Annotated in this window: 16 protein-coding genes and 1 tRNA gene; 12 read left to right on the top strand and 5 right to left on the bottom strand. The window is 63.0% G+C overall.

Features of this window, described 5'->3' with window-relative positions:
• Positions 1-261: 261 nt before the first annotated feature.
• Together RHIBR816_RS0101480 and RHIBR816_RS0101475 are read right to left on the bottom strand one after the other, a co-directional pair.
• Positions 262-1,944, bottom strand: a complete 1,683-nt coding sequence (locus tag RHIBR816_RS0101480) for an iron ABC transporter permease (protein WP_018234762.1) — start codon at positions 1,942-1,944, stop codon at positions 262-264.
• Between the two features lie 78 nt (positions 1,945-2,022).
• Positions 2,023-5,424, bottom strand: a complete 3,402-nt coding sequence (locus RHIBR816_RS0101475; protein ID WP_018234761.1) for an ATP-binding protein — start codon at positions 5,422-5,424, stop codon at positions 2,023-2,025.
• Positions 5,425-5,655: 231 nt separating this feature from the next.
• Here RHIBR816_RS0101475 and RHIBR816_RS0101470 point away from each other — a divergent pair, with 231 nt between their 5' ends.
• Positions 5,656-6,102 (top strand): phasin, encoded by a 447-nt coding sequence (locus RHIBR816_RS0101470; protein WP_018234760.1) that lies wholly within the window; start codon positions 5,656-5,658, stop codon positions 6,100-6,102.
• 161 nt (positions 6,103-6,263) lie between these two features.
• Positions 6,264-6,340 (top strand) — tRNA-His (locus RHIBR816_RS0101465).
• Between the two features lie 17 nt (positions 6,341-6,357).
• On the opposite strand, the gene RHIBR816_RS0101460 is transcribed toward RHIBR816_RS0101465, so the two are convergent.
• Positions 6,358-7,239 carry a LysR family transcriptional regulator gene (locus tag RHIBR816_RS0101460; RefSeq protein ID WP_018234759.1) on the bottom strand — a complete coding sequence of 294 codons (882 nt, stop codon included), beginning with the start codon at positions 7,237-7,239 and terminating at the stop codon, positions 6,358-6,360.
• Between the two features lie 129 nt (positions 7,240-7,368).
• Here RHIBR816_RS0101460 and RHIBR816_RS0101455 point away from each other — a divergent pair, with 129 nt between their 5' ends.
• The 3 genes from RHIBR816_RS0101455 to RHIBR816_RS0101445 all read left to right on the top strand — a co-directional run bounded on the left by RHIBR816_RS0101455 (position 7,369) and on the right by RHIBR816_RS0101445 (position 11,237).
• Positions 7,369-8,865 carry a CoA-acylating methylmalonate-semialdehyde dehydrogenase gene (locus RHIBR816_RS0101455; RefSeq protein WP_018234758.1) on the top strand — a complete coding sequence of 499 codons (1,497 nt, stop codon included), beginning with the start codon at positions 7,369-7,371 and terminating at the stop codon, positions 8,863-8,865.
• Positions 8,866-9,073: 208 nt separating this feature from the next.
• A complete protein-coding gene (locus RHIBR816_RS0101450; protein ID WP_018234757.1) occupies positions 9,074-10,192 on the top strand; it encodes a YjgN family protein in 1,119 nt (372 codons plus the stop codon).
• Positions 10,182-11,237 carry a M48 family metalloprotease gene (locus RHIBR816_RS0101445; RefSeq protein ID WP_018234756.1) on the top strand — a complete coding sequence of 352 codons (1,056 nt, stop codon included), beginning with the start codon at positions 10,182-10,184 and terminating at the stop codon, positions 11,235-11,237. Before RHIBR816_RS0101450 ends, RHIBR816_RS0101445 begins: the two co-directional genes overlap by 11 nt.
• A gap of 1 nt (position 11,238) precedes the next feature.
• Here RHIBR816_RS0101445 and RHIBR816_RS0101440 read toward each other — a convergent pair whose 3' ends face one another.
• Both RHIBR816_RS0101440 and RHIBR816_RS0101435 read right to left on the bottom strand, forming a co-directional pair.
• Positions 11,239-11,742, bottom strand: a complete 504-nt coding sequence (locus RHIBR816_RS0101440) for an acyl-CoA thioesterase (protein ID WP_018234755.1) — start codon at positions 11,740-11,742, stop codon at positions 11,239-11,241.
• A gap of 289 nt (positions 11,743-12,031) precedes the next feature.
• Positions 12,032-13,075, bottom strand: coding sequence for a Fe(3+) ABC transporter substrate-binding protein (locus RHIBR816_RS0101435; RefSeq protein WP_018234754.1), 1,044 nt, complete (start codon positions 13,073-13,075; stop codon positions 12,032-12,034).
• Positions 13,076-13,258: 183 nt separating this feature from the next.
• Here RHIBR816_RS0101435 and rirA point away from each other — a divergent pair, with 183 nt between their 5' ends.
• From rirA to RHIBR816_RS0101400, 7 genes are all read left to right on the top strand, one after another.
• On the top strand, positions 13,259-13,723 hold the full coding sequence (gene rirA, locus RHIBR816_RS0101430; RefSeq protein ID WP_026186533.1) for an iron-responsive transcriptional regulator RirA: 465 nt from the start codon (positions 13,259-13,261) through the stop codon (positions 13,721-13,723).
• 304 nt (positions 13,724-14,027) lie between these two features.
• On the top strand, positions 14,028-15,623 hold the full coding sequence (locus RHIBR816_RS0101425) for an ABC transporter substrate-binding protein (RefSeq protein WP_018234752.1): 1,596 nt from the start codon (positions 14,028-14,030) through the stop codon (positions 15,621-15,623).
• A gap of 127 nt (positions 15,624-15,750) precedes the next feature.
• Entirely contained in the window at positions 15,751-16,755 is a 1,005-nt protein-coding gene (locus tag RHIBR816_RS0101420) for an ABC transporter permease subunit (protein WP_018234751.1), read from the top strand.
• Between the two features lie 10 nt (positions 16,756-16,765).
• Positions 16,766-17,674, top strand: a complete 909-nt coding sequence (locus RHIBR816_RS0101415) for an ABC transporter permease subunit (protein WP_018234750.1) — start codon at positions 16,766-16,768, stop codon at positions 17,672-17,674.
• Between the two features lies 1 nt (position 17,675).
• Complete coding sequence (locus tag RHIBR816_RS33605) at positions 17,676-18,530, top strand: ABC transporter ATP-binding protein (protein WP_018234749.1); 855 nt, start codon at positions 17,676-17,678, stop codon at positions 18,528-18,530.
• Positions 18,527-19,354 carry an ABC transporter ATP-binding protein gene (locus tag RHIBR816_RS0101405; protein WP_018234748.1) on the top strand — a complete coding sequence of 276 codons (828 nt, stop codon included), beginning with the start codon at positions 18,527-18,529 and terminating at the stop codon, positions 19,352-19,354. The genes RHIBR816_RS33605 and RHIBR816_RS0101405 overlap by 4 nt, the downstream gene beginning before the upstream one ends.
• 172 nt (positions 19,355-19,526) lie before the next feature.
• The gene (locus RHIBR816_RS0101400) at positions 19,527-19,871 is read left to right on the top strand and encodes a RidA family protein (RefSeq protein WP_018234747.1); all 345 of its coding nucleotides are present in this window, start codon (positions 19,527-19,529) and stop codon (positions 19,869-19,871) included.
• Positions 19,872-19,955 lie beyond the last annotated feature (84 nt).

Below are 19,955 nucleotides of genomic sequence, written 5' to 3'. Positions count from 1 at the left end.
CCTGTTCGCGCCTGCCGAATTAACCAAGCAAGTCTTCTTGCGGCTCGTTCCCTAAGATTGTCGGGTCCGGCGGTAAGGTCTTGTTAAGGTTTGGCGGGGCATGGTCGAGCCAACTGGAGGCCGCGATCCATCAGGGGTCCGGTGCCGCAGCAGCGATGCTGTCACAGACATGACGTCACGAGTTCTCGAGCATTTGTTGGTTAGCATGACTTCAGAGGCGGCCTAGGAGCCGCCTCTTTTTTTGTCGCGATGTGGCGTGCCCTATGAGCGGCTTTCAAGCGACCGCGACACTAGAATGACCGGGATCATGCCGGCAACGACGATGATCATGGCGGCGACCGAGGCATCCTCGACCTTCGCGCGCGACGCATCCTCATAGACGAGCGTGGCGAGCGTGTTGAAATTGAACGGGCGCAGCATGATGGTTGCGGAGAGCTCCTTCATCGTCTCGATGAAGACGAGCAGCGCCGCCGTCAGCACCGCCGGGCGCATCATCGGCAGAAGCACCGAGCGCAAGGTCTGGGCGCTGGTTCGGCCAAGGGCGCGGGCGGCCATGTCGAGATGCGGCGAGAGCTTGTGGAAGCCGGCTTCCAGCGTTCCCTCGGCCATGGTCAGGAAGCGCACCGCGCAGGCATAGACGATCGCAAAGCCGGTGCCGCTCAGGACGAGGCCCGTGGAAATGCCGAAAATCTCGCGCATCTGCGCATCCAGGGCATTGTCGAGGGCGGCGAGCGGAAAAAGCACCCCGATCGCCAGGACCGTGCCTGGCACGCCGTAGCCGAAGGAGGCGAGCCGTCCGGCGACTTCCGTGATCGGCGAGCGGCCGGTGCGGGCGGCGTAGGCCAGCACAAAACCCAGGAACACGGTAGCAAGCGCCGTCAGGCCGGAAACCAGGACGCTGTGCAGCAATGCGTCCAGCAGGCGCGCCGCCAGGAACTGGTCGAGCCGCTTCAGCGCATAATTGCCGAGGATCAGGAAGGGGACGGCGAAGCCCGAGAGGACTGGCAGCAGGCAGACGAGCGTTGCCGTCCACTTTTTCCAGCCGGAAAGCTCGAGGCGCACCGCGTCGTGGACGGCGGCCGTCGTCTTCTGGCTGGAGAAGCGCTGGCTGCGCCGCGCGGCGCGCTCGACCATCATCAGGCCGATGATGAAGACCAGCATGATGCAGGCGATCTGCGCCGCACCGGCAAGGCTGCCGCGGTTGAGCCAGGTGTCGAAGATGGAGAAGGTCAGGGTCTGGACGCCGAGAAATTCGACCGCGCCGATATCGTTCATCGTCTCCATGGCGACGAGCGTCAGGCCGATCATGATGGCCGGTCTCGCCATCGGGATCTGGATCTTCAGGAAGACCTTGACCGGCCCGGCGCCGAGCGTGCGCGCCACGTCCGCGGCTGCCCGGCCCTGCATGAGAAACATCGAGCGGCAGGCAAGGTAGATATAGGGATAGAGGACCGAGCTCATTACCAGCACCGCGCCGCCGAGCGAGCGCACGTCCGGAAACCAGTAATCCCGGCTCGTCTGAAAACCGAAGAGTGCCCGGATCAGCCCCTGAACCGGCCCGGTGAAGGTCAGCAGTTCGCCGAAGGCATAGGCCGCCAGATAGGCCGGTATGGCAAGCGGCAGGACGAGCGCGGCGGAGAGTAACCGGCGCAGCGGAAAGTCGCAGGTCGCCACCAGCCACGCCGTCACGATGCCGACGATCGTCGTTGCGGCGCCCGTCATCCCCAAGAGCAACAGCGTTCTCAAAGTGGCGCGCGGGATGACGTTCTCGATGAGATGCGGCCAGTCCGCGTCGCCGCCGCTGACCGCCAGCCATGCGATGGCGACGATTGGCATCAGCACGATTGCCGAGGCGAGGCCGGACCAGCCTGCGAGCAGCCGATGTGTCAGGCCCGTTCCCGTCTGAGCGTATCGTCGCTTGAGGCTTTTGGCTGTGAATGGCAAACGATCCGTTCCGCGGCAAGATGCTGGCGGGAGCCAAACTGGTTCCCGCAGGTCAACATTTCCTTACAGCATCGGCCCTCAGTTCGCCAAGACGCGTTGAGAGGGGAAGGAAACTTCCACCAGCGTCCCCTCGTTCGGTGCGGAGGTGATGGCGAATTGGGCGCGGTTCGCCTCGGCCATCGCCTTCGTCAGCGGCAGGCCGAGGCCGGTGCCCTCGCCACGCTTGCGCCCCCCGGTCGTCACCTGCCGGAAAGGCTTCATCGCCTGATCGAGTTCGTTGCGCGTCATGCCGATCCCGGTGTCGCGGATCCGGAGAATGACGCTGCCGTTCGCCTCGTAGGAGGTCGACACGACGATCTGCCCGCCGGACGGCGTGAAGCGGATGGCGTTCGCGAGGATGTTGAGCGCGATCTGCTTGATCGACCGGCCGTCGGCCACGACCTCCGGCACCGAGCCGGAGAGCGAGGTGCGGATGATCACGCGTTGGCTGTTGGCCTGCGGCTGCACCAGCGAGACGGCTTCGGAGACCGCCTCGTTGATGTCCACGGCCCTGAAATCGAGTTCCATCTCGCCCGCCTCGATCTTCGAGATGTCGAGCAGGTCGTTGACGATGTCGAGCACGTGCCGTCCCGACCGGCCGATGTCGCCGGCATATTCGATGTAGCGGGGATGTCCGACCGGGCCGAAATGCTCGCTCGCCATCATGTCGGAAAAGCCGATGATGGCGTTGAGCGGCGTGCGGATCTCGTGGCTCACCCTTGCAAGGAACTCGGTCTTGTGGGCGTTTGCGGTCTCGGCGGCACGCTTGGCGTTGCGCAATTCCTCCTCGGTCCGCTTCCATTGGGTGATGTCGCGGATGACGGCGCAATAGCCGTTGGAGGAGGAGAGCCGCCCGATGGTCATGAACAGCGGAATGAAGCCGCCGCCAGCCTCCCTGCCGATCACTTCGCGGCCATCGTTGAGCACGCTCGCGACACCGTGGCCGGACAGGCCGTGGAGGTAGTCGATCACCGCCTTCTGGCTCTCATGGGCGAAGAGGGCGGCGAACGGCTTGCTGCGCATCTCCTCTTCGTCATAGTTGAAGAGCGCACTTGCCGAGCGGTTCATCGTCCGAATGTCGCCCTCCTGCCCGAGAACCACGACGCCGTCGGTGGCCGTTTCGAGGATCGAGCGGAGCTCGTCGATTTCCATCCTGAGTCGCGTCTCGGCCCCCGGCAAGGCCTTTGCCTCGGGTGTAGCCGTCTCGGCGGCACGGGCCGCGGCCGGGCTGAGCGCCAGCATCAGGGCGCTTCGCCCCTCCCACTGGATCGAATGGAGATGGGCGGTGACCGGAGCGAGCTGGCCACTGGCACGCACCAGGGTCATCGTCCCATCCGGCCGCGTCTCTCCGGATTCGTCGCCATAGGCGAAGAGGGCTTCCAGTCCTCCCTCCTGCGCGAAGGCATCGAGTTTCGGGTAGCCGGTCAGCCGCAGAAATTCGGGGTTTGCGTGCAGCAGCTCGTCGCCATGATGAATGAGCAGCGCGACGGGCAGCCGGTCGAGGATTTCGCTGCTCATGCCGACGCCGCCGCGCGAGGCGGGGGACGCTTCATCTCCGGCTGCGGCCGCCGTTTCCTCCCGCCGGGTGGCAGTGGCTTCGTCCGATCCACTGCTTTCCGTGTCGGGTGAAACGGCTGCCTCGGCCGGAGGCGCTTCTCCTGCCAAGCGCCCGTCGTCTTCGCCTGCCGTGTTGGACGGAGTCGCAGGCTCGCCGAAATGGGCGCCAAGCTGCCGCGCGATCTCGCGGAAGGCCGCCTGCTCGCCGCGCGTCAAAGCCCCGGAACCCGCCGGCCGTCGCTCGTCGAGATCGATGACCTTGTCGGAAGGCGGCCGCGCCGGAGTGTCGACAATGCGAAGCGCGGGCTGCTCGCCGGCAAAGGGGTCCTCCGCCGCCGGCGGTTCCGGCGCCGCGCCGTCCTCCCGCCCGCCTTGCGGCATGTCGACTGGGGGGGAGGCTTCCGTCCCGTCCTGATCTGCACTTGGTTCCCCGGGAGAGCCCTCTGCCGGGATATCGACTGCCGTATCCTCGTGCCGGGCCGTGTCGGGAGTGAGGAGCGCCAGGCCGCTCGCCTTCGCGTCCTCGATCGCATCGGCGATCCTGACAATGCCGAAGCCGCGGAAACCATCGAACTCGCGCGAACGGGAATAGGTCGGCAGGGCGGCGAGGTCGACCGGCACCTTGAGGCTCGTCCCTTCGACCGGCCAGAGGATGGTCTTGCCCGACCAGGTGTCGCGGCGATGCAGAAGCGCGTTGATCTTGTGGTCGGGGTCGAGATCGTATCGGTCCGCAAGCTCGACAAAGGTCAGGCCGACGACGTCCGCGGATTTCGGGCCAACGGCTGACGCGAATTCCTCGGAGATTTCGCTGAAGCGTCCCTCCGCGTCGATTTTCCAGACGAAGCGGACCGCCCGGTTGCCTGGCGTAAAGGTAAAGCTCGATGCCGCAGCGGTGCCGCTGGCGGTTTCCAATCCCGCCGTTTCCGGCGCGGGCGGTGGGGCCTCGCCTTCCGCCGGCTGCGACGGCTCTGCCGCCCCGTCGCCGGGCTCGAGCGTCAATTCGCCCTGTTCCTCGTCGATCGGCGCCGCATTGGCCGGCTCTTCTTCTACGGCCAATTCCGTCGTCGACAGGGTCTCGGAAGCATCATCCTGCACCGGGGCTTCGGCCGCCGGCTCGTCCGGTGCAGCCGCATCCTGCCCGACCTCGACCTGCGCCGACGCTGCGTCGAGTGCGTCTGGTTCGTCCTTCGCGGCCGTTTCCTCGGCCTCCTCCGTATCGAGCGAAGCTTCCACGGCAAAAAGAAGATGCAGTGCCGGGTGATCGGAGATCTTGCCGATGGCGGCGGGCAATTGCCCCTTCTCGGTTGCGACGGGGCGTTTGATCAGCCGGTCCTTGTCACGCGCCACTGCCGCGACGAGCGTCTGACGGATCTCGGACGACAAGCCCAGATGTTCGAATCCGGGCGATTGGGCGATGACGCCGCCGCCGTCGTCGAGAACGGCCATGTGTGTATCCGGCCCGTCCAGCCCGGCGATCATCGCGGCGGCGCGGTCTTCCGTCGACAGCGCCTTGCCATTGTGCGGGGCGGTGAAGAGAACGGCGTCCTCGCCCGCCCGGATGCGAACCATCTCGACCGTGGCATTCAGAGGCAGCCGCCGGAAGCCGGCCGCGATCCGGATCAACAGCTGGCGACGGTCGCCGACGGCGGCAAGCTGTGCCGCAGCAGCGCGCAACTGGCGCAGCGAGAGGTCGTTCGAGTCCAGGGTGCCATCGATGAAATCGTAGACCGAAGCGACGCCGAACAGCTTGGCGCCTTGATCGTTTGCCCACAGGACGCGCGCCAGATCCTTCGAAAAGAGCACCGATGCATCCCCGCGGGCAAAATGCTCCCGCACCCGTGCATGCACGGCAATGTCGATGAATGGATACTGTCTCACGGGCATGGGCAGGCCTATTGACGGGGCGCTTGCGTGTTAACACTCTATTAATACCTGCCGCATCTGCGAGGGTCCAGCGACGGCCCCGCTCTCCACCTGCCTTTCGCCCCGCAAGGTTAATAGCGGTGGTTTTTGTGCGATGCACAATTTTGTTGCAATGCACAACGAGATCGATTATAAGAGCGGCATCACTCACCGAGGCGCCTCTTAGAGGGCCACACCAAGGAGCGCATACCAATGGCTACCAAGAAGACCGAAGACGCATTTTCCCTTTCTTTTGACCCGACCAAGTTTGCCGACGGCTTCCGCGAATTCGCCGAAAAGGGCGCCGCGCAGTCGAAGGATGCCTATGCCAAGATGAAGACCGCTGCCGAAGAAGCAACGAAGACCGTCGAAGCGACTCTCGAAAGCGCCCAGTCGGGCTCCGTCGAGCTCGGCCTCAAGGCCATCGATGCACTGCGCACCAATGCCGAGAACTCGCTCTCGCACATGGAAGCGCTGCTCGGCGTCAAGTCGCTCTCCGAACTCGTCGAACTGCAGACCGCCTTCATCCGCAAGCAGGCCGAAGTCGCCGTCGAACAGGCGAAGTCGATGCAGGAAGCCACCCGCAAGGTCGCCGAGAACGTTGCCAAGCCGGGCAAGGAAGCCGCCGAAAAGGTCGTCTCTACCTTCAAGAAGGCCTGATCGGTCCTACCGCTGCCGATCGGAATCGATGACGGACCGGGTGGCTTGCCATCCGGTCTTTTTGCTGGATAATCTCAAGTTAAGGCTTGCAAATCGGCCTAAGTGTCCGTATGTGAGCCGCCAACGCGACGACCCAAGCGATTTGGGATCGCGCGCCGAGTGCGGTTGTAGCTCAGTTGGTTAGAGCGCAGGTTTGTGGCACCTGAGGTCGGTGGTTCGAGACCACCCAACCGTACCATTTTTCCCCACAAGTCCTCACACGAAGATCTGATGCTCCGCCGTCACCAGTTCCTGCAGGAACGAGACGACGGTACGCACGCGCACCAGTTCGCGCGCGCTCTCGTGATAGGTGGTCCAGTAGGCGCGCCTGATCGTCGTCTCGGGCAGGACGCGCGTGAGTTCCGGATATTGCCGGGCGATATAGTTGTGCAGGATGCCGATGCCGGCGCTGGAGCGGACCGCCTCGGTCTGGCCGGTGGCGCTGGAGATCTCGAACGACGCGTCCCAGCTTCGCATGATCTCTGCCGAGAAATTGAGCGAGGGCGTGAAGATCAGGTCCTCGACATAGCCGATGCGGCGATGGCTTTTCAGGTCGTCGATCGCCTGCGGTGTGCCGTAGCGGGCAAGATAATCCGCCGATGCGTAGAGCCCCAGTGTATAATCGGTGAGCTTGGACGAAACGAGACGCCCCTGTTCGGGTCGCTCGATGGTGATGGCGATGTCGGCCTCGCGCTGCGACAGCGAGAAGGAGCGCGGCACCGGCACGAGCTGCAGCTTCAGCTCCGGATGGCGCGCCGTCAGCCGCCCGAGCCGCGGCGCCAGGAAGGAGACGCCGAACCCGTCCGGAGCGCCGATGCGCACCGTGCCGGCGATCGCCGTGTCGATCCGGCCGATCTGCGACTGCGCCGCGAGCATTTCGGTTTCCATGCGCTCGGCGGCGGAAAGGAAGATCTCGCCCTCCGCTGTCAGCTCGCAGCCGTTCGGCCGGCGCACCAGCAGCCGCGTCTTCAGCGTCTCCTCGAGCGCCGTAACGCGCCGGCTGAGGGTCGCATGATTGATGCCGAGCCTTTTCGAGGCGGAGAGGATCTGGCCTGTACGCGCCACCGCGAGAAACACCCTGACGTCGTCCCAGTCCATATGGCTGCTCCAGTGAACTTTAATTTTCGCACAACGGTTTCTGAATTTCGGAAATTGATTTGTTGAAATCGTAGTGCGATCATGCGCCCAAGATCAAGACCAACTAGGATCAAGACAGGAGGAACACCGATGTATGAAGTAGGACATTTCATCGACGGCAAGCGCGTCGCCAGCACGAGCGGCCGCGTCAGCAACATCTTCAACCCGGCAACGGGTGAAGTTCAGGGCACCGTGGCGCTCGCGAGCGACGCCGAACTTGCCGCCGCCGTCGAGAGCGCCAAGGCCGCGCAGGTCAAGTGGGCCGCCACCAACCCGCAGCGCCGCGCCCGCGTCTTCATCAAGTTCGTCCAGCTCCTGAACGAAAACATGAACGAACTGGCCGAGCTCTTGTCCCGCGAGCATGGCAAGACCATCGACGACGCCAAGGGCGATGTCGTTCGCGGCCTCGAAGTCTGCGAATTCGTCATCGGCATTCCGCACCTGCAGAAGAGCGAGTTCACCGAGGGCGCCGGCCCCGGCATTGACATGTATTCGATCCGCCAGCCGGTCGGTGTCGGCGCCGGCATCACCCCGTTCAACTTCCCGGCGATGATTCCGATGTGGATGTTCGCCCCGGCGATCGCCTGCGGCAACGCCTTCATCCTGAAGCCCTCCGAGCGCGATCCGTCCGTGCCGATTCGTCTTGCCGAACTGATGATCGAGGCCGGCCTGCCGGCGGGCGTGCTCAACGTCGTCAACGGCGACAAGGGCGCGGTCGACGCGATCCTGACGCATCCGGACATCGCCGCCGTCTCCTTCGTCGGCTCGACTCCGATCGCCCGCTACGTCTACGGCACCGCCGCGATGAACGGCAAGCGTGCCCAGTGCTTCGGCGGCGCCAAGAACCACATGATCATCATGCCCGATGCTGACCTCGACCAGGCCGCCAACGCGCTGATCGGTGCCGGCTACGGTTCTGCCGGCGAGCGTTGCATGGCGATCTCGGTTGCCGTTCCGGTCGGCGAGGAAACCGCCAACCGGCTGATCGACAAGCTGACGCCGATGGTCGAGAGCCTGCGCATCGGCCCCTATACCGACGAAAAGGCCGATATGGGCCCGGTCGTCACCAAGGAGGCAGAGGCGCGCATCCGGAGCCTGATCGACAGCGGCATCGAGCAGGGTGCCAAGCTCGTCGTCGACGGCCGCGATTTCAAGCTGCAGGGCTATGAAAACGGCCATTTCATCGGCGGCTGCCTGTTCGACCATGTGACGCCGGACATGGACATCTACAAGACGGAAATCTTCGGACCGGTTCTCTCGGTCGTGCGCGCCAAGAATTACGAGGACGCGCTGTCGCTGCCGATGAAGCACGAATACGGCAACGGCGTCGCGATCTATACCCGCGACGGCGACGCGGCTCGCGATTTCGCCTCCCGCATCAACATCGGCATGGTCGGCGTCAACGTTCCGATCCCAGTTCCGCTCGCCTATCATTCCTTCGGCGGCTGGAAGTCCTCGTCCTTCGGCGATCTCAACCAGCACGGCCCGGACTCGATCAAGTTCTGGACCAGAACCAAGACCATCACCGAGCGGTGGCCCTCGGGCATCAAGGATGGCGCCGAGTTCTCGATCCCGACGATGCGGTAAGCCGAATACAAGATCCTCTCCACTGAGAGCCTCCTCCGGGAGGCTCTTTTTTGTTGCATTCTGCGCTGGGGTACAACTAACGTCGAACTTGACGCTTGCGGTCGATGGCTGATTCGCGCATGCGTTGAGTTCGCCGTCGCTGACTGCTACCGGGATGACGCGGTTTGGCGCATCGGCGTTGGGTTCTTTTGATTTGAGGGGACAGATCATGGTTTTGGCTGAACCATTGTCGGCACAGGGCGTCGGACAGGGCAGTTTCGGGCGTGCGGCCCAGGGGGATTTTCAACGCCTGTCATTTACCGGCAGCGGCAGCGAGTACTTCGGCATCTGGATCGTCAACATCCTGCTGACGATCGTCACGCTCGGTATCTATTCAGCCTGGGCGAAGGTCCGCCGCAACCGCTATTTCTACGGCAACACCGTGCTTCTCGGCCGCGGCTTCGAGTATCACGCCAGAGGTGGCCAGATTCTGGTCGGCCGGATCATCGTCTTCGCCTATCTGGTCCTCTACAACGTCCTGTTGAACATCGTGCCGCTCGTCGGCATTGCGCTTCTTCTGCTGTTTCTCTGCTTCGTTCCCTGGCTCGTCGCGCGTGGCTTGCGCTTCAGCGCACGGGTGACGAGCTACCGCAATGTCCGTTTCGATTTCGTCGGCCGCACCGGCGGCGCGTTTCTCGCCTTCATCGTGGGACCGGTCATCGCGGCGCTGACACTGGGCATTCTGGCACCGCTCGCCAGCCGCTGGACCTATCGCTATATCGGCAACAACCTCCGCTACGGGCAAAGGGCCTTTTCGACGGACCCATCCGTCGGTGAAATCTACAAGTCCTGGGCTATCTCGGCGGCGATCATCGTTCTCGGGCTGTTGATCGTCGGCTTCATCGCCTTCCTTAACATTGCGCTTTTTGCGACGGCGTTCGAGAGCCCCGATTTGCTACCTGCCGAGATGCAGGTGTCGCTGGTTGCGTTGGTCGTGCTCGGCTACATCCTGTTCTTTGCGATTTTCGGCGTCGCGGCGCTCGTCTACCGTGCCGGGGTGCGCAACGCCGCCTGGTCCGCCGCCACCTTCGACGGCAAACACCGGCTCTTGAGCGACCTCTCGCGCCTGCGCTACACTTGGATCGCCATCTCGAACGTCGTCGTGACTCTGGTGACGCTCGGCCTGATGCGGCCCTGGGCCGCCGTGCGGATGGCGCGCTACGTCAACGAGCATACCGGCGTCCATTTTGCCGGCAATGTCGGTGAAATCTTCTCGGCGATCGCCCAGGAAGGATCGGCGGTCGGTGCCGAGTTCATGGATATCGAAGGCTTCGACTTTGGCTTCTGACAGTTCGGTCTTTGCGCATGGCGAGTGGCATTCTGCGGGGTCGAGCCGATCGGTAGCCTCCGGCCTTGTCGAGGCCGGGGAGCGCCTGGTCGCCAGCGACGAAACCGGTACCGAACTCGCCGGAGGGAGTCTCGCGGCCATCGAGATCTCCGCGCGGGTCGGTCGCATCCCGCGCCGGGTGACGTTTCCCGACGGTTCGCTTTTCGAGACCAACGACAACGACGCAATCGATCGGTTCCTTTCGCGCAAGGGCCGAAGCGGCGCAGGGCTCGTCCACTGGATGGAGCGCTTCCACCCACGGCTGGTCGCCTTCGTCGCGGCGACCATCCTGCTTGGTGCGCTGACCTACCGATATGCGCTGCCGGCTCTCGTCGAAGTCGCCGTCGCCGTCACGCCGCCGATCGTGCCCCAGATCATGTCGGCGAGCACGCTCGAGACCATGGATCGGACGCTGCTCGGCGAAACGAAGCTGGACGAGGCGCAGCGCGGCAAGATCGTCGACGGGTTCCGGCGCATCGCGGCGCTTTCGGCCGCGGGTGAGGCGGCCTACACGCTCAACTTTCGTGAAGGGGGCCCGATCGGACCCAATGCCTTCGCGCTTCCCGATGGCACTCTGATCCTGACCGACGAGCTCGTGAAACTTGCGGGCGACGACAGCGAGATGATCGTCGGCGTCTTGGCGCACGAGATCGGCCATGTCGAGCACAAGCACAGCCTGCGGCAGATCTATCGCGCTGCCGGTGTCGCCGCACTCATCATGCTGATCGCCGGCGATATCGGCTCCGGCGCCGAGGACGTCCTGGTGGAGGGCGGCGGTCTGCTCGCGCTCTCCTATTCGCGCACTGCGGAAGCGGAGGCGGACCGGCATTCCGTCGAACTGATGATGAAGGCCGGCCTCGACCCGACGGCCTTCGCCCGCTTCTTCGAGCTGTTGGAGACGAAGCTGCACGACCGCTCGGATACGAGCATCTTCTCAACCCATCCGGGTACGCCCGAGCGCCGAAAGGCGATCCTCGACCTGATTGCCGAACTGCGGAAGGATTAGTCTAGCCTTTGCCGGAAACGGCTGTGGAGCCGGCGGCCCGGAAGCGCTCCTCGAACTCCCGGCGCAGTTCCCGCCTGACTTCGGCAGCGCGATAGCGGCGTTCCCGGATGCCGTGCTCCGGGCAATACGGCGGCACGCTCGTCGGCCGTCCTTCCGCATCGACGGCCACCATCGTGAAATAGCAGGAGTTGGTGTGCCGCCGTTCGCCGGTACGGATGTTCTCCGCTTCGACCCGGATGCCGACCTCCATCGACGTCCGCCCGGCATAGTTGATCGAAGCCCGAAAATGCACGAGCTCGCCGACATGGATCGGCTGGCGGAACACCACCTGGTCGACGGAGAGCGTCACGGCATATTGCTTCGAATAGCGCGAGGCGCAGGAGAAGGCGACCCGGTCGAGGAGGTTCAGAAGCGCGCCGCCATGGACCTTGCCGCTGAAATTCGCCATGTCGGGGGTCATCAGCACGACCATCTCGAGCTGGCTCTTGTCGTTCGTCTCTTCCATTTCCCCTCCGGCTCTGGCCGCTTCAGGCACATGTGACGTCAAGGGCTCAAGAATCCTATCGTTCTTTCGGCCCGTCAATGCGCCTTTTCCGCAGCCATCCTCGTTGGAAATGTTCGGTCGCGCGCGTCCCAAACGAAAACAGCGGGCCTTGTGCCCGCTGTTTCCTCTCAATTGGCAATAACCGTCTTACAGTGCCGTGCGTCCTTTAGGACGCACAAAGAACGCTGTAAGTCTTTGAATCTACGCATCGTGCTTTCCGAAAATCGGGGCCGATTTTCGGGCCGATGCGCTAGTCTTGCGGCCCGTCGTTGTAGCCGACCTTGTCGACGAGTTCCGACGCCTTCTTCCGGTTTGCCGCAATCTCGGCAAGCGGCAGGGAGTCCGGCTTGATCGTCCCGAAGGACTTGACGACCTCCGACGGCTCGGCGCCCGGAAGCACCGGATATTCGAAGACCTGCTCGGCATAGATCTTCTGCGCTTCGCCGGCCGAAAGGAATTCCATCAGCTTGACCGCATTATCCTTGTTGGGGGCGTTCTTCGCGAGCGCCATGCCGGAGATGTTGACATGCGTGCCGCGGTCCTTCGCGTTCGGGAAGAGCACCTTGATGGCCGAGGCCCATTCCTTCTGCTCGGGATCCTTGTCGTTGGTCAGCATGAGGCCGACATAGTAGCTGTTGCCGAGCGCAATATCGCATTCGCCGGCAAAGATCGCCTTTGCCTGGTCACGGTCGCCGCCATCGGGCTTTTTCGAGAGATTGTCCCTGAGCCCCGTCAGCCACTTCTCCGTCTCGGCCTCGCCGTGATGGGCGATCATCGAGGCGAACAGGCCGATATTGTAGGAATGCTGGCCGTCGCGGGTGCAGAACTTGCCCTTCCATTTCGGGTCGGCAAGTTCCTCATAGGTGATGTCGTTCTGCGGCACGCGTTCTTTCGACGCATAGACGACGCGGCCGCGGGTCGTCAGCCCGAACCAGTTGCCGTCCGGGTCGCGGAAGTGCGCCGGAATATCCTTGTTGATTGTCTCGTTGACGAGCGGCTGGGTCACGCCCGCGTCCTTCGCCTCGGTCAGGCGGCTGATGTCGACTGTCAGGATGACGTCGGCCGGAGAATTCGCGCCTTCCGCCTGGATGCGTTCGACCAGGCCCTTGTCGAGGAAGAGCACATTGGCGGTAATGCCGGTCTCCTTGGTGAAGGCGTCGAGCAGCGGCTTGATGAGGTCGGGCTGGCGGTAGGAATAAATGTTGACCTCGCCATCGGCCCGTGCGAGGGCCGTAAAGGCAAGGAACGCCGCCGCGATCGACAGGGTGCCGATCAGCGTTTTTGAGGCAAGCATGGTGTTCTCTCCGTGTGATGCTTATAAGTTAACCAAGCAGGTCATATTTCTACCGCACGAGAGCGACAGTCAACGGCGAAACGACGAAGTAAAGCCTTCGTGAATTTTTCCAGTTTTGGAATTGTTCCAAACTACGTTCCGTCCTATATGATGAGGACGAATTACTCGATTCCGGAGTGAATGATGCGTCTGACGAAGCAAACAAACTACGCAGTTCGCATGCTGATGTACTGTGCAGCGAATGGCGAGAAGCTCAGCCGCATTCCTGAGATCGCCAAGGCTTACGGTGTGTCCGAGCTGTTTCTGTTCAAGATCCTGCAGCCCTTGACCAGGGCCGGTCTGGTCGAAACCGTGCGTGGCCGCAATGGCGGCGTGCGGCTGCCGAAACCGGCGTCGGAGATCAGTCTCTTCGACGTGGTCAAGGTGACCGAGGACAGCTTCGCCATGGCGGAATGTTTCGAGGTGGGCGAGATCGACTGCCCCCTGGTCGACAGTTGCGGCCTCAATTCCGCCTTGCGCAAGGCTTTGAACGCTTTCTTCGACGTGCTCAAGGGCTATTCGATCGACGATCTCGTCAAGGCGCGGCCGCAGATCAATTTCCTTCTGGGGCTGGACACCAGCCCGCAACCGCACACGTCGGCCGCTTGAAAATTTCCAGTCCAGCAATATAGCGCGGAGCCTGTTCTCCGCGCTTTTTTGTGTCCTTTTTGCTTCCTTCCGTTGCAGCCGCCCCCGGGTGAAAGCCCGGCGGCGTGCGACTGGGCTTGCCTTCCGTCCGAATCGCTACCGGTCGCAGCCGCTACCTGTGGAAGAATTTTTCGCATAGACAAATTTCTGAAGCGAGTTATTGCATTGCGACGCCAAATGTCGTTCCATCCATCCTTGACCGGATGGAAAATTTCTCGCGGTCGAAAAAATACGAGAACAAAAAACAAATCTGGGAAGCAAGCTCATGAAAAAGCTCACGACTCTCTTCGCAGCGACGGCGCTTGCCACGCTGATGGCCGGTTCTGCCTGGTCGAAAACGTTCGTCTATTGCTCGGAAGGCTCGCCGGAGGGTTTTGACCCGGGCCTCTATACGGCCGGTACGACGTTCGACGCTGCCGCGCACACCGTCTACAACCGCCTGCTCGAATTCAAGAAGGGCACCACCGAAACCGAGCCAGGCCTCGCCGAAAGCTGGACAATCTCCGACGACGGTCTCGAATACACCTTCAAGCTCCGTCCTGGCGTCAAGTTCCAGACAACCGAATTCTTCACGCCGACCCGCGAGCTCAACGCCGACGACGTGATCTTCTCGCTGGAGCGCCAGTGGAAGTCCGACAATCCGTGGCATGGTTACGTGACCGGCACTTCCTGGGAATATTTCGCCGGCATGGGGCTGCCGGACCTGCTCGAGTCGATCGAGAAGGTCGACGACATGACGGTCAAGATCAAGCTGAAGCGCAAGGAAGCGCCGTTCCTCGCCAACGTGGCGATGCCCTTCGCCTCGATCATGTCCAAGGAATATGCCGACAAGCTGCAGGCCGAAGGCAAGATGAACCAGCTGAACCAGATGCCGCTCGGCACCGGTCCGTTCGCCTTCGTCGGCTATCAGCAGGATGCGGTCATCCGTTACAAGGCCCATCCGGATTACTGGGGCGGAAAGCAGAAGATCGACGATCTGGTCTTTTCGATCACCACCGATGCGGCGGTCCGGTTCCAGAAGCTTCAGGCAGGCGAGTGCCACCTGATGCCCTATCCGAACGCGGCGGATGTCGAGGCCATGAAGGCCGACCCGAACCTCAAGGTGATGGAACAGGCCGGCCTCAATGTCGCCTATCTCGCCTACAACACGACGCAGGCACCGTTCGACAAGGTCGAAGTCCGCAAGGCGCTGAACAAGGCGATCAACAAGCAGGCGATCGTCGACGCCGTCTTCCAGGGACAGGCGACGCCGGCGTCCAACCCGATCCCGCCGACGATGTGGTCTTACGATGACACGATCGCAGACGACACCTACGAGCCGGAAGTGGCGAAGAAGATGCTCGAGGACGCCGGTGTCAAGGACCTGTCGATGAAGGTCTGGGCCATGCCGGTCGCGCGGCCCTACATGCTGAACGCGCGTCGCGCGGCCGAGCTGATGCAGGCCGACTTCGCCAAGGTCGGCGTCAAGGTCGAGATCGTCTCCTACGAATGGGCTGAATACCTCGAGAAGTCGAAGGCGAAGGACCGTGACGGTGCGGTCATCCTCGGTTGGACCGGCGACAATGGCGACCCGGACAACTTCCTCGACACGCTGCTCGGTTGCGATGCCGTCGGCGGCAACAACCGCGCCCAGTGGTGCAACAAGGAGTTCGATGATCTGGTCACCAAGGCCAAGGAAGCGTCCGACGTTGCAGAGCGCACCAAGCTCTACGAGCAGGCACAGGCCGTGTTCAAGAAGGAAGCGCCCTGGGCAACGCTTGACCACTCGCTCTCCATCGTCCCGATGCGCAAGAATGTCGAAGGCTTCGTACAGAGCCCGCTCGGCGACTTTGCCTTCGACGGCGTTGATATTGTAGAGTAATCTTACCGACTGACCCGAAGGGGGCGTTTGCCATTGGGCGAGCGCCCCTCTTCCTTTTTGCCAGTGCTGCAGCGACCTTTGCGCGTCTGATTGGACACGCGGCGCTGCAGCGGCATGAGGTTTGACTATGTTTCGATTCCTGCTGGGGCGTTTGGCAGTGCTGATCCCGACCTTCGTCGGGGTCTCGATCATTGCCTTCTCCTTCATTCGCCTGCTGCCGGGCGATCCCGTGGCGCTGCTTTCCGGCGAACGGGTGATGTCGCCGGAGCGGCATGCCGAAATCTCCCATCAATTGGGATTCGATCGCCCGATCGTCGTGCAATATCTCGACTATCTCTGGGGCGTGCTTCGCGGCGATTTCGGGACGTCGATCGTCACCAAGAAGCCGGTGATCGACCAGTTCCTGGAGCTCTTCCCGGCAACCGTCGAGCTGTCGCTGTGCGCCATCATCTTCGCCGTCGTCCTCGGTATTCCGGCCGGGGTGATCGCCGCGATCAAGCGTGGCTCGATCCTCGACCAGATGATCATGGGCACCGCGCTGGTCGGCTTTTCGATGCCGATCTTCTGGTGGGGCCTGCTGCTGATCATCGTCGTCTCCGGCATGTTGCAGTGGACGCCGGTGTCCGGGCGTATCTCGCTGATGTTCTTCTTTCCCTCGGTCACCGGCTTCATGTTGATCGATTCCCTGCTCTCGGGGCAGGAAGGGGCCTTTCAGTCGGCCGTCAGCCATCTGATCCTGCCGACGGTCGTGCTCGGCACCATCCCGCTTGCCGTCATCGCGCGCCAGACCCGTTCGGCGATGCTCGAGGTGCTTTCGGAGGACTATGTCCGCACCGCGCGCGCCAAGGGCCTTCCCACCTTCCGCGTGGTCGGCATCCACGCCCTGCGCAACGCGATGATCCCGGTCGTCACCACGATCGGCCTGCAGATCGGCGTGATGCTGGCGGGCGCCATCCTGACGGAGACGATCTTCTCCTGGCCGGGCATCGGCAAGTGGATGGTCGATTCCGTCTTCCGGCGCGACTACGCCGTCATCCAGGGCGGGCTGCTGATCATCGCCGCCGTCATCATGCTGGTGAACCTCGCCGTCGATCTGCTCTATGGGCTGATCAATCCCCGCATCCGGCATTGAGGAGGGCGATATGACCGAAGTTACCGCAACAACCCCCATATCGACCGATCCGTCCCGCCGGGCGCGCCTCGCCGAATTCTGGTACTATTTCTCGGAGAACCGCGGCGCCGTCATTGGCCTCTTCTTTTTCCTGTTCCTGGTCGTACTCGCCATAGGCGCGCCGCTCGTGGCACCGCATGATCCGACCGTCCAGTTCCGCGAGGCGGTGTTGCTGCCGCCGTTCTGGCAGGAGGGCGGCCGCCTGGAGTTCCTGCTCGGGACCGACGCCGTCGGTCGCGACATGCTCTCCCGTCTCATCTACGGCACGCGTTTTTCGCTGTTCGTCGGCGTGATCGTCACCACGCTGTCGCTGATCGGCGGCATCCTGGTCGGCGTCATCGCCGGCTATTTCCGCGGATGGGTCGATACCGTCATCATGCGGATCATGGACATCATTCTGGCCTTCCCGTCGCTGCTCCTGGCGCTCGTCCTCGTGGCAGTGCTCGGACCGGGCCTGACCAATGCGATGATCGCGATCGCCCTCGTTTTCCAGCCCCACTTCGTTCGCCTGACCCGGGCAGCCGTGATGACGGAGAAGACCCGGGACTACGTGGTTGCGGCGAAGGTCGCCGGAGCGGGCCACCTGAGACTGATGTTCAGGACCATCCTGCCGAATTGCATGGCACCGCTCATCGTTCAGGCGACGCTATCCTTCTCGAGCGCCATTCTCGACGCCGCCGCGCTCGGCTTCCTCGGTATGGGCGCGCAGCCACCGACGCCGGAATGGGGAACGATGCTGGCGGAAGCCCGCGAGTTCATTCTGCGTGCCTGGTGGGTCGTCACGCTTCCCGGCCTCGCGATCCTCGTGACCGTGCTGGCAATCAACCTGATGGGCGATGGCCTGCGTGATGCGCTCGACCCCAAGCTGAAGAGGTCCTGACATGGCGCTTCTCGAAATCGAAAATCTCGTCGTCGAATTCCAGACGGCAACCGGGCCGTTCCGGGCCGTCGACGGCGTCTCGCTCAAGGTCCACGAGGGCGAGGTCCTGGCGATCGTCGGGGAGTCCGGTTCGGGCAAGTCCGTGTCGATGCTTGCGGCAATGGGCCTGCTGCCCTGGACCGCGAACGTAACGGCCGACAAGCTCGCGTTCAACGGACGCGATCTCTTGAAAATGCCCTCGGCCGAGCGCCGCAAGATCGTCGGCAAGGAGATCGCGATGATCTTCCAGGAGCCGATCGCGAGTCTCAATCCGTGCTTCACGGTCGGCTTCCAGATCGAGGAAGTGCTGCGGATCCACATGGGCCTCGATCGGGCGGCGCGGCGCAAGCGCGCCATCGAACTCTTCGAGGCGGTCGGCATTCCCGATCCGGGCGAGCGCCTCGGCCATTTTCCGCATCAGATGTCGGGCGGGCAATGCCAGCGCGTGATGATCGCGATTGCCCTTGCCTGCAATCCGAAGCTTCTGATCGCCGACGAGCCGACGACCGCGCTCGACGTGACGATCCAGAAGCAGATCCTCGACCTCCTGATGAAGCTGCAGCAGGAATACCGCATGGGCCTGATCATGATTACCCACAATATGGGTGTCGTCGCAGAAACCGCCGATCGGGTCGTCGTCCAGTACAAGGGCCGCAAGATCGAGGAGGCGGATGTCCTGTCGCTGTTCGAAGCGCCGAAGAGCAACTACACGCGCGCGCTTCTCGCCGCCCTTCCGGAAAACGCGACCGGGGACCGGTTGCCGACGATCTCCGAACTTTTCAATGAGCAGCAGGCGCTCGAGGGAGCCGCTCGATGACCCACGTTCTCGAAGCGCGCAACCTGGTGCGCGACTATCACATTCCCGGCAGCCTGTTCCGCAAGGCGCGCACCGTTCATGCGCTGAAGGGCGTCAGCTTTTCCGTCGACGAGGGCAAGACGCTGGCGATCGTCGGCGAAAGCGGCTGCGGCAAGTCGACGCTCGGGCGCATCATCACGCTGATCGACCCGGCCACGGCCGGAGAGCTGCTGATCGATGGCAAGAAGGTGGATATCGTCAGGGATGGCCTGACCACGGAAATGCGCCGCAAGGTACAGATCGTCTTTCAGAATCCCTACGGATCCCTCAATCCGCGCCAGAAGATCGGCGATATCCTTGCGGAGCCGCTCGTCATCAACACCAAAGTGCCCGCAGGCGAGCGCCGCGACCGGGCAATGACGATGCTGAAGAAGGTCGGCCTCGAGGAGAAGCACTACAACCGCTACCCGCACATGTTCTCCGGCGGCCAGCGGCAGCGCATCGCCATCGCCCGCGCCCTGATGCTCAATCCGAAGCTCCTGGTGCTGGACGAGCCTGTTTCGGCGCTTGACCTTTCGGTCCAGGCTCAGGTGCTGAACCTGCTCGCCGATCTGCAGGACGAGTTCAAGCTCACCTATGTCTTCATCAGCCACGACCTCTCGGTGGTGCGCTACATCGCCGACGACGTGATGGTGATGTATTACGGCGAGGCCGTCGAATACGGCAGCCGGGATGAGGTGTTTTCCAATCCGCAGCACAGCTACACCAAGACGCTGTTTGCGGCCACGCCGCGGGCCGACGTTGCGAGCATCAAGGCGCGGCTCGCCCGCAGGAACGCCGCCTGAAAACCGCCCTCTTGCGGTGCGGGCGGCGGCAGAGTTCGCACGGCCCGGCATGGTGCAGGGTTCTTGGAGTTCCCGCCCGTATCGTGTAGAGCACCTGCGTCGCAACTGAACCCACGCCTCGGCGGTGGACGGCCGTACCGGCCGGCAATCCCTCAACACCAGGATGACGATTATGGAAATCAAGCGCTTTGAAACCGGCCCGCGGATGAGCCAGGCCGTGGTCTACAACAATACGGTCTATCTGGCGGGCCAGGTGGGCAACGCTGGCGACGATGTCGTCACTCAGACCAAGCAGGCGCTTGCCGAAGTGGACCGCCTGCTGGCGCTCGCCGGTACGGACAAGACGCGCATCCTCTCCGCCACGGTCTGGCTCGCCGACATGGTGGATTTCGCCAAGATGAACTCGGTCTGGGACGCCTGGGCGCCGCAGGGCCACACACCCGCCCGCGCCACCGGTGAAGCCAAGCTCGCAACACCGGAATATCTGGTCGAGGTCATCGTGACCGCAGCCCTCTGAGGCGCTGCACCGAGCCATCTCATTGCTGCCTCTGAACGCCGCCGGCCGATGGGCTTGGCGGCGTTTTGCCGACAACGCCTCCGA

This window comes from Ensifer sp. BR816, from assembly GCF_000378985.1.
In the GTDB taxonomy this organism is placed as follows: domain Bacteria; phylum Pseudomonadota; class Alphaproteobacteria; order Rhizobiales; family Rhizobiaceae; genus Sinorhizobium.
Note: the sequence above shows the minus strand (reverse complement) of the source record. Positions and strands in the feature narration are given on the sequence as shown.